Raw genomic sequence first — 13,159 nt, 5'->3', positions numbered from 1 at the left:
CTCCATAAGTGGAAGCAGCCTTTTTTGCGCGGTAGCTACTGCTAGCTAGAAAGTAATACCAGCGGTTACGGAAGTAACGAAGCGGTTGGCGTCTACAGTAATCACAGGCTCATTGCCGGAGTTCAGCGTGTAAGCCCGATAGTATTGGTTACCAGTATTGTACACACCAGCTACATCCAGGAAAAACTTATTCTGGCGAATGCCAAGGCCACCAGTGAAGTAGTTTTGAGTGCCATTTAAGCCACTGCCTTCATACGGGCTGCCGTAGCGTGCGTACCCCATCCGAAAACGAAACGCATTGTAGCGGGCCTCACCACCAATTCGCAGATTCACCGTAGGGCGGTACAGCGCGGCAATGGCGTCGTTTTGCGAATCGAAAGAGCCGGAGAGTCCGGTATCCGAATCGTCCTTCAATCGTGCGCTCGGATAGTTTACGTATTCCAAGTCGCCGCTCACAAAACCGAATTTGCCAATCAGCACCGCTACGCCCCCAGATGCCCGGAAAGGTGTTGTCAGACCGTAGCTAAATTCGCCACCCGTGGAAGCTGAGCCATCAGAGACCCGCTCGATAACCTGTCCATTCTCGTTCACAAACTCAATAGCTGGCGTGAATTGCGTAGTGAGCGAAGTGCTATAGGTATCATCAAGCTGCATGAATGTTGGCGTTTGAACGGAGGCGCCAAAACGAACCTGGTCATTAGGCCGATAAATGGCCCCCAAGCGCGCATTGAAACCATTTCCTCGCGTCTCCAGATTATCCCGCAGTGTCAGGTTCACTCCACTGTTTGGGTCGGTGCCCACCTCATTGAACACGCGGGTTTGAATAAAGCGGGTGCTTACAACTCCAATGGCGCCCCCGATATAAATCTTATCCCGGAAGCTGGCTCCATAGCCAAAATCAAACTGGGTCTGCGAGCCCTCATTCACGACGGTCTCCTGCTGCTGGATAGGGCCATTGCGCGGTACCGTCACAACCTGCTCAGCCGTACCCGGACCGTTATCCTGAATATTAGTCAGGTAGGCCCCGTAAGCTAGGCCTTCCAGATCTAGGTAGTTGCCTGTGTTATCCTGATTTATAATATCATCCAGCGTTTGGGGCAAGGAGCCGTTCAGCAGGCGCGGCTCACGAAGACGTTGAAAAAACGACTGATTATCCTGGACAGTGCCCGAATAGCGGAAACTCGTGTTAAAATCGTTTATTCGGTTGAGGCCCACGGCAAACGCCCCAGCCCGCCAGTCCGATGTGTTATCATCGTCGGGGCGACGATTCACAAAAACGGCCCCCAGGCTTCCTATTTGCAAGCCATTGCGCGATTCTGAGAGTTGAGCACCTGTACCCGAGGTAGTGGTATTGCCGATGTTCAGCCCCGGCGTGAAAGTCACTTCCGACTGCTGAAAAAGCCCCAGACCAGCGGGGTTGCTCACCAGGTTGCCTAGGTCGGCGCCCACGGCTACATTGGCGCCGCCGATACCCAGCGTGCGGGAGGTGCCACCAAATTGCAGCTGCGAATACCGTAGTGCATCCGTTTCACTTTGGGCAAAGGCGTGGCTGGCCCAACCCAAAAGGGTCAGACCAAGCCAGTATTTCAGGTTTTTCATGAAGGAGAGATAGACAAGTTCGCGTAAACGAACGTGCGCAGATTATTATTGAGCTTACGCCTTTGGCTTAACGAATGCGTCCACGGCTTCCGCCGCTGTTGCTGTCACCGCTATTGCTAGGGCTAGGGCTGCTCATCGAAGGAGATGAGTAAGATTCCGAACGCGAAGGCTGCGAATATGACTCGGAGCGCGATGGCTGTGAGTACGTCCGGGTTGAACGCTCAGATCTTGAAGATTCAGAGCGCTCAGGACGTGACACTTGCTCCCTAGGCGCGTTGCGCATCTCCCGACGTGATGGGAAGGTACGAGTAGGCTCAGCAGGTGAGGCAGTACCAGCGTTATTAGCTGGATCTACCGTGCGCCACCGGCGTGGCTGGCTGGCGCTGGTTGCCGATTCGGTAACCACACCAGGCTGCGAAGGCTGGGCAGTAGGCTGCGGGGAATCTGAGCCTGACGCGTTCAGCACACGACCACGGCCACGGCCGGCAGTAGTAGGCGCTGGAGCGGCGGAACCATCAATCACGTTGCCACCCCGGCTGCGGGTAGACATGACAGGACCGCTGTTGGTCGGACGGTCCAAGTTATACGCTTGGCTGCTACGGTCGCGGCGTGGAGCCACGTTTACGTTGCTACGGCGGTTGTCGGTGTAGTTACGATTATACACGTTGCCGTACCCCAGGCCGCCGTAGCCTAAGCCCCCATAGCCATAACCGCGCAGCCCCCCATAGAAGCCGTTGTTGAAACCATCGTAGTAGCCGAGGCCATAGCCGCCACCGTAACCATAGCGCCATGGGCGCGCCCATGGATTGCCGAAGCCCAAGCCAATATTAATGAATGAGCCGCCGCCAAAAGCGTAAGGGTTGTAGAAAGGATCGTAGAAGCCGCCGTAGGGCGAATAAGCACCATAATAGGCATTAGACCCGTACCAAAAAGGATCGGTATAAGCTAAATCGTAATAGCCCAGGCCGGTGCCACGGTATGGCTGATGAAAGCGACGAATACGCGTCGAGTAGCCATAGTCTTCATCATAATATTCATCTGAGCCACTACGCACGTTCGATGAGGCAGCACCCTCGTTGTAATCAGGATTGGCCGCTTCATCAGTGGTGGCTTCGTAGCCGCCTTCCTCATACGAGGCAGGTGCAGCCGAAGCAACGAGAGTTGTCTTATCCTTAGAACTATAGTAAACACCGTCGGTCTCCGTGGAGGTGAGCGCCGACGTGCCAACGCAGCCCCCAAGCGTAAGCAGGGCCAAAGTGGGCAATAAGGCTGGAAGGAAATTTTTCATGTCTGCTGGCGCGAAAGTGTGAACCAAGAAAGGAGAGAATGCGGGTAACCTAACGGGACCCTCGCTCTTCTCCGCTAATGTAGCGGACTGCTTGGGTTTTAATAACGTAATTTGCCCCGAAACGGTGCCTTTTGTTGTGTCAAATGTTGTACCAGAGTACGAACAGATTTGCTTATTTAAAGATACTCCAAAGATGAGTAAAAGTTTGCCGAAGCGGAGCGAAGATTATTCGCTGTGGTACAATGAGTTAGTGAAGCGCGCCGGCCTCGCCGAGAACTCGGCTGTACGAGGTTGTATGGTTATCAAGCCATATGGGTATGCCATCTGGGAAAAGATGCAGCGCCAGCTCGACGATATGTTCAAGCGCACGGGCCACGAAAACGCCTACTTTCCGCTGTTTGTACCCAAAAGTTTATTTGAAGCCGAAGAAAAAAACGCGGAAGGTTTTGCCAAGGAATGCGCCGTAGTAACCCACTACCGGTTGCAGACCGACCCCGACAATCCGGGGAAGCTGCGCGTCGATCCGAATGCGAAGCTGGAGGAAGAATTGATTGTGCGGCCTACTTCGGAAGCCATTATCTGGAGCACCTACAAAAATTGGATTCAGAGCTACCGCGACCTGCCTTTGCTCATTAATCAGTGGGCCAACGTGGTGCGCTGGGAAATGCGCACGCGCTTGTTTCTGCGCACCGCGGAATTCCTGTGGCAGGAAGGTCATACAGCCCACGCCACCGCTGAAGAAGCCCTCACCGAAACGCGCCAGATGCTGGATGTGTACGCCGAGTTTGCGGAAGAGTGGATGGCCCTGCCGGTGGTAAAAGGTGTGAAGACAGAAAATGAGCGCTTCGCGGGTGCCCTCGAAACCTACTGCATCGAGGGTTTGATGCAGGACGGCAAGGCCTTGCAGGCAGGCACTTCTCACTTTCTGGGGCAGAATTTTGCCAAAGCCTTCGACGTACAGTTTACCAACAAAGAAGGCAGCCTGGAGCACGTTTGGGGTACGAGCTGGGGCGTAAGCACCCGCCTGATGGGTGCCTTGGTTATGGCTCACTCCGACGACGATGGCCTGATTTTGCCCCCCAAGCTGGCTCCTATCCAAGTTGTTATTGTGCCTATCTACAAAACCGGCCAGCTTGATGAGCTAAAGGAGCGCATCCGGCCGATTCAGATGGGCCTGCTGGAGCGTGGCATCAGCGTGAAGCTCGACGACCGCGACACGGAGCGCCCCGGCTTTAAGTTTGCGGAATGGGAGCTGAAAGGCGTACCCGTGCGCTTGGCCATCGGTATGCGCGACTTGGAGAACGGTACCGTGGAAGTAGCTCGCCGCGACACCAAGGAGAAGCTGAATCTGCCGCTCACCGACATCGTGAACAACATCGATCAGCTGCTTCAGGATATCCAAAAGAATATCTACCAGCGCGCTCACAACTTCCGCGAAACCCACACTACCCGTGTGGACAGCTATGAAGAGTTCAAACAAGTGCTCGATGGCCTTGGCGGCTTCGTGGTAGCGCACTACGACGGTACCCCCGAAACGGAGGAGCGCATCAAGGAGGAAACGAAAGCCACGATTCGCTGCCTGGCGCTTGCCGAGCCTGATGAAGATGGCTTCTGCATCGTGACTGGTAAGCCCAGCACGCGGCGCGCTCACTTTGCGCGAGCGTATTAGGAGTGTTGCCTTTATTAAAAAAGCCCCCCACAATTAACTGTGGGGGGCTTTTTTACTGTTTATTCTGTTAGCTGCAAGAACCAGCCGACTCAATAGCAGTAGTTAGCTCCTCATCCGAAAGCTCTTCCAGCCAGTCTTTATCCAGTTCCAGACGCACAGTTTGGGCGCCGCCGCTGGGCGTACAAACTACTGTCACGGTTCCATCTTCGGTTTCGGCTAGCTTGGTGGCTTGCTCGGCGGTTTTGCTGTCGAGGCCAGCGTAGGCTTGCACGCAGGTCCAGGCGGTATTTGATTGGTCGGTTATCTCACGTTGTTTCATCATGACCCCAATACGAAAGTAGATCGCAATTGGTGGGTTCAACATGCCTCATCTTGCTTACCCAAATATGTCTGGACGGTACTTCACAGAGAAATGCCAACGAACCAAACCACCTAGATAATAGCAGCAGAAGCTCGGCGCTTGCTCTGGTAACGGCGGTTGTTTTTGTGTATATTTAAGAACACATCCTACTTTCCTTTCTATGGACTGGCTTACCGTTGTTTTATTGTTGCTTTTCGGCCTGCTGTTTTTGGTAGTTGAGGTGCTCTTTATTCCGGGTACTACTTTGGTCGGACTGGTTGGATTTGGGTTGCTGGTGGTGGGCGTATGGCTGGGCTACCGTGATTTGGGCACCACGGCTGGCCACTACGCGCTGTTGTTTTCAGTGGTGGCGGCGGGTGTGATGCTGTATGTCGGCCTTCGACCGAAAAACCTGCATAGGTTTGCCCTCACCGATGTGAATGACAGCCACGTGCGCGATGTGCGTCGCCCCGATGTGCAGCCCGGTACTACCGGACGGACTCTATCGGCGCTACGGCCCGCCGGCACTGTTCTGTTTGGCGAGGACCGGCGGGAAGCCGCCACGCGGGGTGAGTTTCTGGATGCCGGCACCGCCGTGCGCGTTTTGCGCATCGAGCAGAACCGTATTATTGTAGAGCAAGCCTAACCTTGAAAGCCGCGCTGGCTCAGCTTTAAAAAAGCCCCCAATTAGTCTTTTCCCCTATTTACACCCAAGTCTACACCCTCACTTAATGGAGTTTCCCTTTATTCCGCTTGCCATCGCGGCCGTAGCTCTGCTCGTATTCCTGTATTTCTTTCCCATCGGGCTCTGGATTACGGCTATTTTCTCGGGGGTGCGGGTCAGCCTGTTTCAGCTGGTACTAATGCGGGTGCGTAAGGTGTCGCCCACGCTCATCGTCAACTCGCTGATTACGAGCACTAAGGCGGGCCTAGAACTAACCGCGAACGATCTGGAAACGCACTACCTGGCCGGCGGCAATATTCCAAGCGTTATCAAAGCGCTTATTTCGGCTGATAAGGCCAATATTCCGCTCACCTTTAAGCAGGCCACCGCTATTGACCTAGCCGGTCGCGACGTATTTGAGGCCGTCACTACTTCCGTTAATCCCAAAGTTATCAACACACCCAATGTGGCGGCGGTAGCGCAGGATGGTATTCAGCTCATTGCCAAAGCCCGCATTACGGTGCGCGCCAACATTACACAGTTGGTGGGTGGCGCGGGTGAAGAAACGATTCTGGCCCGTGTGGGCGAGGGCATCGTAACCAGTATCGGCTCGTCGCGCTCCCATAAGGAAGTCCTCGAAAACCCGGATAAAATATCGAAGCTGGTACTTAGCAAAGGCTTAGACGCGGGTACTGCCTTCGAGATTCTCTCCATTGATATTGCTGACATCGACATCGGCGAAAACATCGGGGCAAAGCTGCAAATCGACCAGGCCACCGCCGACCTGAAAGTGGCCGAAGCCAAAGCCGAAGAACGCCGGGCTATGGCTGTAGCCGTGGAGCAGGAAAACCGCGCTAAGACCCAGGAAGCCAAAGCCCGCGTAGTTGAAGCCGAAGCCGAGATTCCGAAAGCTATGGCGGAGGCATTCCGCAGTGGCAACCTCGGCATCATGGACTACTACAAAATGCGCAACATCCAGTCAGACACGGACATGCGCGACTCCATTGCGAACCCTGGGGGGCAAAGCAGCAGCATCAAGCCCGGCCGCGACGAAACCCGTCAGACCTGATAAGCAGCGGTGGCAGCCAGCGCTTTTGCATTTATGCTTTTATAAAAAAGCCCTCCGAACACTTAGCGTTTAGGGGGCTTTTTTTCTTTGCAATCAGGCTATACAGCCCGGGCAAAACCTGTCTGTGCTTATTCCTGTGGCAGCTCTCGGTTAAAATGAGCTTTCAAAATATCGTTTACTTTCTCTTTGGTCAGTGGCTTATTCATAAAGCCCGCAATGCCTAGTTGCTGTACGCGCTCTACGTCGCGCGGGTGCAGCGAAGTAGTGAGCATAATAATGATAACATGTTCTTTAGGTGCAATATCGAGTTGGTCGTAAGCTTCCAAAAACTCGAAGCCGTTCATCACAGGCATATTTACATCGAGCAATACCAGCGTTGGGCATACCGACTCCCGGCATTCCTTTTCAAACATTGAAAGCGCCTCCTTACCGTTCAGGGCCGTAAGCAGCTTCTCCGTCATGTTAAGGCCTTCCAAGAGCCTTTGGTTGAGAAAATTATTAATGCGGTCGTCGTCTACTAAGAGGGTGCAAGAAATCTTATCCACAGGCAAGGTTGTATCAGGCGATCAGCGTAGGAGAAGCGTGACTTTATTGCCGCTTCCGACAGTCAAATGCTCTGTTTGCTTAGAGATACGCTGACTTTTCGTTTTTAATTTGAAGTACGGCTACTCGCTGAAGTAGACGATAAAAGGGAAGGTCTGGTTTAGCTGACCGTGCAAACTCCTCCTACTCATGAAGTATATACGGGCCATGAATTCCATATAAAAAATGCCCCCCAACTCAGCTGGGGGGCATTTTTTATATGAAAAGTATCAGATAATGAACTGCTATTTCTTTGTGATCCTGAATTCAACCCGACGGTTGAGGCGGCGCGTTTCCTCTTGGTCGTTGCTGCCTACGGGCTTACTACCACCAAAGCCTTCCGTGGTAATACGAGTGGCAGAAATGCCTCGGGCCACCAAGTATTTCTTTACCTCATTCACGCGGTCAAGGCTCAGCTTCACGTTCAAAGCAGGGTCGCCCTGATTGTCGGTGTGGCCTTCTAGCTTGATTTCCATATTTGGGTACTCTTTCATAATCCCGATCAGGCGTTGCAGCTCGGGGTAAGAGTTCTCACGCAGAAAGAATTTGCTCTGGGCAAAGAAAATATTGGTCAGCTTGATGGTTTGCCCTACCGTGAACGGAATCAGGTACAAATCCTGCGTCAGCTCGGTGTATTTCTGCCGGTCAGTTACGTCGATGTTGTCGCTTTCCGAAATGTAGTCGGCGGCCTCCGCTCGGTAGCCATAGTGCGCTCCCGAAGGAAGTACAATTGTATAAGAGCCATCTACCGGGCTGGTTTCAGCCACGCCCAACTCTTCGCCGGTCAGCAGGTTTTCGTAGCGAATTTTGGCGGCAACTGGCTTTTTGGTGCTGGCATCAAGCACGCGTCCCCGAACCAGGGTTACTATTTCCGGCTTAAACTGAGGTGTGAGGCCAATGCGAAAAATATCGCGTGAGCCTTCTGTACCGTTGCGCGACGACACGAGGTAAGCGTCCTCTCCCGCTGCCGATACGGTATAGTAAGCGTCGAAGTCAGAGGAATTGATATTGGACCCCAGATTACGTGGCTTAGTCCAGCTTGTCCAGGTATCGTCGAGGCGCTTGCTGTAGAAAATGTCGCTTTGTCCGTACCCACCGTGGCCTTCGGAGGCGAAGTACAAGGTTTTGCCATCAGCGGCCAGAAAAGGGGCAAACTCGGCCTTTTTGGTATTTATCGAAGTGCCCAAATTGCGAGGTTTGCCCCATGTTTTGCCATCACTCTTGAGCAGACTCACATACAGATCCTGCTGGCCTTGTCCGTCTTTGCGCTGTACTGCCATCAGTAGTTCCTTGCCCGACGTAGCAAGATAGAAATCAACGTTTTCGGGGTCGTCGTTATAGAAATCCTCTACTTCAATCTTCGTTGGCTTTGTCCAGCCGGTGGGCGTGCGCCGGGCCAGACTCAAGCCTTTGGGGTCCAATGAGCCATCGGGATTGTACACGTTAATCAATACCACAGCATTACCATCCGACGACACCGAAGCTAAGCCATTGGGACCGGGCGTGTTAATGGGTCCACCAATATTCTTGGCGGGGTTCCACGACTTACTTGCAGCATCGCGCAGCGTGCTGTACCACACGTCCTGCACATCATCTTTGCCCCCCACGTTCTGCGGGCTTTCCTGACGAGCGAAGAACAGCGTCTTGCCATCGGGCGATATAACCGGGTGAGTATCAACATACTTTGAATTGACAGTAGGCCCCAAGTTCACCATCGACGAATCAGCCGACACGCCGTTGTCATCTGCGGCGGCCGTTTTAAACTCTTCTTTCACCATGGTGGCCACCACGTCGGCAATACCAATGGCATCAATCTGATTCACGCCATTTACTTTGAGCGTGTTCATGGTGACCCGTACGCCAATAGTCCGGTAAGTGCCCGGCTCAAAAGTCACTTGCAGAGAGCGAAACATTTCTGGAATGGGGCCCGGGTTCTTGTTTTCATACACCTGATGCTTGCCGCCGCGCGTGTCGATTAATTCAATTTTAGTGACCGAGCCAGGATTAAAATTTTCCACTACCGTCACTTGGCGGGCAATCAACGACTTGCTAAAGCGAACTTCCACGAACTCCTCTTTCCCTTCTTTCTTCGGAATCCAGGCATCGTTGCTCACTTGGCCGAGCGGCTTGGCGTTCGGCTCACCTAACACCTTGTCAGGCGAAAACGCCTCTTTTCCCTCAGCCTTCTGCGACGATACCTCTACTACTTTATTGGCCCATACAGCATGTTGAGCCTGAGCTTTTAAGCTCACAGCTAGTACGACCGCCAGCGTAAAAAATGACTTGTAAAAATGCATAGTTAACACCAAAAAGATATTGCGAGAGAGCTCATTAAGCTCATCTTTGACTTCGTTTCTTGCCCCATCACCATCCAAGTAGTTTAGGGAGCGGCTCCGGTCTGCGAAAGCCAAGCCAAAACTACTAACTGTGAACGTAAGGGAAGATTTTTTTTAAAAATAGAACTTTTTCTTTATTAAAAAGAACCTATATAATCTAACACATTAAAAAAAGCCTGTTCACGCTGAGCATGAACAGGCTTTTACTGAAAATAAAGTAATCAGCAACAGCTGCTTAGGGCTGAAGGGTAAACGTACGGGTGACGGAGTTGAACGGCCCCGGAATAACGGTACCATTGCTGTCGACTAGCTCCAGCTTTACGGTGTTTTGGCCGGCGGGCAAGCCTTCCATCATATACGGCAGCCACTGATCAAGCATAAACTCGGTTCCGTTGATGGTAGCGCGTACTTTGTTTCCTTCAGGGCTAAGCGTAGTGTTAACTAGATAAAAATCCAGCATTACTTTCTTCGTATCGTTACCTGAATAGGTATCCTTAGGCCGGCTGTAGAACATGTGTGGAGCGGCCAAATCGGCCCCCAGCGGGGTGGCGCGCGTAGAACCAACATTGATCACGCGCAGGTCGTACGCGCCACGATGCTTAAGGCTTTCGTGATAGGAGCGTGACAGAAACGACAGCACCACGTGCTGACCATCAGGGATATTCTTAGTGAACTCGGTCGTGTAGTGAGCGGTGTAGGGCTCATTGTCGACGATATTATGAATGTGCTGACCTTGCTGCGAATTTGCCATGTGCTCCGCGTGTATGCCGCCGGTCATTTTGGTCAGTTGGAAGTTACTCAAGTCATAGTCGAAGGGCACAGCACCGGAGGCTACGGTATTGCCAGAGGTCGGCGACTTCAGCCGCAATTGTGACTCCGGGTATTTAGGCGAGTCGTTGAAAGGAGTCAGGCGAATACCATTCTTTTCCATGCTTGCCAAACCACCGGTACCAGGCGCTGTGTTCTCAGCAATAGTAGCCGTTTCAGTTTGCTGACGGGTGGTATCGCAGGCTACTACGCCTAAAAACATGGCGCCGCTTAAGAGTAAAGTTGATGCTTTCATAATGAAAAAGGAAATAGTACCAAAGAAGCCGAATATCGGGTAATGTTGAGTTGCAAAGATGACATTTGATTTTTGAGTACCTTGCACAACACGAAATGATTGCTCAAAAGTATCTTGATTTTCCGCTATGGACCCAACATTGCTGGAAGAAATTCCATCCCTCGATCTAGCCGACTTTCGGTCCGGCGACCCGGAGCGCAAGCAGCGCTTCGTTCAACAACTCGGCGATGCTTACCAAAGCATCGGCTTCGTGGCCCTGCGTAACCACGGCTTAACCGAAGAGCAAACCACCCAGCTCTACGCCGACGTGAAATCTTTTTTCTCGCTGCCCGATGAGGTAAAGCAAACCTACGAGAACCCTGCTTTGGCCGGGCAGCGCGGCTACATCGGCAAAGGCAAGGAGCACGCAAAAGGCCGCAACACCGGCGACCTGAAGGAATTCTACCACGTAGGCCAAGAGGTAGACGACCCGAACGACCCCATTAAAAACGAGTACCCCGACAACATCTGGCCGAAGGAAGTACCTACCTTTCACCAGACGACGCTGACCACGTACAAAACGCTGGAAGCTGCGGGCAAAGACGTACTGCGGGCCATTGCTTTGTATCTGAACCTGCCCGAAAATTACTTCGATGATAAGGTGCGCAACGGCAACAGCATCCTGCGCCCCATTCATTACTTCCCCATCGAGAACCCCGATGCGGTGCCAGCTGATGCAGTACGGGCCGCCGAGCACGGCGATATCAACCTGATTACGCTGCTCATGGGCGCTTCGGCTGATGGTTTGCAAGTGTTGCGTCGGGATGGCAAGTGGATTCCGATCACGGCTCTGCCTGATCAGATTGTGGTAAACGTGGGCGACATGCTCCAGCGCCTGACCAATGGCGTGCTCAAAAGCACTATTCACCGCGTGGTAAATCCGCCCCGCGAGAAGATGAATTCTTCGCGCTTCTCCGTTCCCTTCTTTATGCATCCTCGCTCCGAAATGAGCTTAGCTGCCTTGGAGAATTGCGTAACGCCCGACAATCCTAAGCAGGAAGCAGACATCACCGCCGGCGAATTCCTGAATGAGCGTTTGATTGAGCTTGGCTTGAAGAAGAAGTAGCTGTTGTTGTCAGCTAACTTCTGACAACCGATAATTGAGGTAAAAAAGCCCCCCGGCATTTTTCTGGGGGGCTTTTTTCTGATAATACCGTATCTTTTCTTCGCACTATGAAGGCCTTAGTATCTGGCTGTTAAAAGTACCAAGCTCTAAAAAAGTGGAAACGGAAGAGGTTAGCTTGGTTCCCCCACCCCGCCGGAGCGGCAACCGCACCAAGCGCGTACGCGGTATCATTTTCCTGAAGGATGTGGCCGTGCTGGCTCTCACCAGCTTTGGCGGCCCGCAGGCGCACCTAGCCATGATGTTCCGCTTGCTGGTTGATAAGCGACGCTACCTCACGTCGGCGGAGTTGGTGGAGCTAACGGCTTTGTGTCAGATTGTGCCTGGCCCTTCCTCTACCCAAACGATTACTGCAATTGGCTTCCGGCTGGGCGGCCCCAACCTAGCCTATCTCACGCTGCTGGTCTGGATGATGCCCGCCGTGACGTTCATGACTGTTTTCGCCCTCAGCATCAGCTATTTGGATGCTGGACTGGTAGCTCGACTGGTGCAGTTTGTGCAGCCTATTGCCATTGGCTTTGTGGCTTACTCAGCGTATAAAATTGCCGAAAAGGTAATCCATACCAAGACCTCTGTAGCCCTGATGGTGTCGGGGGCCATGCTTGCTTATTCCTTCCAGTTGCCGGCCGTATTGCCCTTACTTCTATTGGCTGGGGGGCTAATTACGGCCTTTCGGTATAGCAAACTGCCGCAGGTGGAGCAAAAGCAGCCACTGCGCGTGGAGTGGGCCAATTTTATTCTTTGGCTGGGTGTGCTAGTAGCTGCGGCCGTACTAGGTCATTACACACGCTGGCTACCGGTGCGTCTTTTCGAGAACTTCTATCGCAACGGCAGCCTCGTATTTGGGGGCGGGCAAGTGCTGGCTCCGCTCCTGTTTGCTGAGTTTGTGGAGTTTAAGCGCTACCTCACAGCCCCGGAGTTTCTATCAGGGCTGGGACTGGTGCAGGCCATGCCAGGGCCTAACTTCTCCTTTGCTTCCTATATCGGTACGCTTGCCATGCGGCGGGAAGATGCTGGTGTGAGCGGCCAACTGTTGGGTGCATTGGTTGCTTCAGCGGGTATTTTTCTGCCGGGCACCTTTCTCATCTTCTTTCTGATTCGCTTCTGGGACCAGCTGAAGCAGTACCGCGTGGTAAAAGCGTCGTTGGAAGGCATTAATGCCGTGAGTGCGGGCCTGGTGTGGGCAGCCACCTTTCTGCTCTACCATCCGCTGCCTGATACGCCCATCAATCTGATTTTGGTAGCCGCTACTTTCCTGCTGCTACTATGGAATAAAATCCCGTCCTACGCTATCATCGGGGCCGGACTATTAGCTGGACTCTTGTTTTAACATTTCTCTGACACAGACATAAAAAAGCCCCCCAGGTCAATTTGGGGGGCTTTTTTA

The 13,159-nt window shown here is 52.9% G+C and carries 11 protein-coding genes; 5 read left to right on the top strand and 6 right to left on the bottom strand.

Annotated features, from left to right (window positions below; all coding sequences use genetic code 11):
* Positions 1-45: 45 nt before the first annotated feature.
* Together H8B13_RS16320 and H8B13_RS16315 are read right to left on the bottom strand one after the other, a co-directional pair.
* The gene (locus H8B13_RS16320; RefSeq protein ID WP_187311868.1) at positions 46-1,599 is read right to left on the bottom strand and encodes an OmpP1/FadL family transporter; all 1,554 of its coding nucleotides are present in this window, start codon (positions 1,597-1,599) and stop codon (positions 46-48) included.
* Positions 1,600-1,666: 67 nt separating this feature from the next.
* Entirely contained in the window at positions 1,667-2,887 is a 1,221-nt protein-coding gene (locus H8B13_RS16315; protein ID WP_187311867.1) for a hypothetical protein, read from the bottom strand.
* 193 nt (positions 2,888-3,080) lie between these two features.
* Between H8B13_RS16315 and proS the strand changes: the two genes are divergently transcribed.
* Positions 3,081-4,556, top strand: coding sequence for a proline--tRNA ligase (proS, locus tag H8B13_RS16310; RefSeq protein WP_187311866.1), 1,476 nt, complete (start codon positions 3,081-3,083; stop codon positions 4,554-4,556).
* Between the two features lie 67 nt (positions 4,557-4,623).
* On the opposite strand, the gene H8B13_RS16305 is transcribed toward proS, so the two are convergent.
* Complete coding sequence (locus tag H8B13_RS16305; RefSeq protein WP_261990415.1) at positions 4,624-4,878, bottom strand: hypothetical protein; 255 nt, start codon at positions 4,876-4,878, stop codon at positions 4,624-4,626.
* 199 nt (positions 4,879-5,077) lie between these two features.
* Between H8B13_RS16305 and H8B13_RS16300 the strand changes: the two genes are divergently transcribed.
* Together H8B13_RS16300 and floA are read left to right on the top strand one after the other, a co-directional pair.
* On the top strand, positions 5,078-5,542 hold the full coding sequence (locus tag H8B13_RS16300) for an NfeD family protein (RefSeq protein WP_187311865.1): 465 nt from the start codon (positions 5,078-5,080) through the stop codon (positions 5,540-5,542).
* An 85-nt stretch (positions 5,543-5,627) separates the two neighbouring features.
* Positions 5,628-6,629, top strand: coding sequence for a flotillin-like protein FloA (gene floA / locus H8B13_RS16295; protein WP_133271257.1), 1,002 nt, complete (start codon positions 5,628-5,630; stop codon positions 6,627-6,629).
* 128 nt (positions 6,630-6,757) lie between these two features.
* Here floA and H8B13_RS16290 read toward each other — a convergent pair whose 3' ends face one another.
* The 3 genes from H8B13_RS16290 to H8B13_RS16280 form a co-directional block, all read right to left on the bottom strand.
* Positions 6,758-7,174: a response regulator gene (locus tag H8B13_RS16290; RefSeq protein WP_187311864.1), complete on the bottom strand. Its 417-nt coding sequence runs from the start codon at positions 7,172-7,174 to the stop codon at positions 6,758-6,760.
* Positions 7,175-7,456: 282 nt separating this feature from the next.
* The gene (locus H8B13_RS16285) at positions 7,457-9,508 is read right to left on the bottom strand and encodes an OmpA family protein (protein WP_187311863.1); all 2,052 of its coding nucleotides are present in this window, start codon (positions 9,506-9,508) and stop codon (positions 7,457-7,459) included.
* Positions 9,509-9,782: 274 nt separating this feature from the next.
* Positions 9,783-10,610: a hypothetical protein gene (locus H8B13_RS16280; protein WP_187311862.1), complete on the bottom strand. Its 828-nt coding sequence runs from the start codon at positions 10,608-10,610 to the stop codon at positions 9,783-9,785.
* Between the two features lie 127 nt (positions 10,611-10,737).
* Here H8B13_RS16280 and H8B13_RS16275 point away from each other — a divergent pair, with 127 nt between their 5' ends.
* Together H8B13_RS16275 and chrA are read left to right on the top strand one after the other, a co-directional pair.
* A complete protein-coding gene (locus H8B13_RS16275; protein WP_187311861.1) occupies positions 10,738-11,715 on the top strand; it encodes an isopenicillin N synthase family dioxygenase in 978 nt (325 codons plus the stop codon).
* 154 nt (positions 11,716-11,869) lie between these two features.
* The gene (gene chrA / locus H8B13_RS16270; RefSeq protein ID WP_315985155.1) at positions 11,870-13,102 is read left to right on the top strand and encodes a chromate efflux transporter; all 1,233 of its coding nucleotides are present in this window, start codon (positions 11,870-11,872) and stop codon (positions 13,100-13,102) included.
* The last annotated feature ends 57 nt before the right edge of the window (positions 13,103-13,159 follow it).

Source organism: Hymenobacter sp. BT188, assembly GCF_014333585.1.
Classification (GTDB): Bacteria; Bacteroidota; Bacteroidia; order Cytophagales; family Hymenobacteraceae; genus Hymenobacter.
Note: the sequence above shows the minus strand (reverse complement) of the source record. Positions and strands in the feature narration are given on the sequence as shown.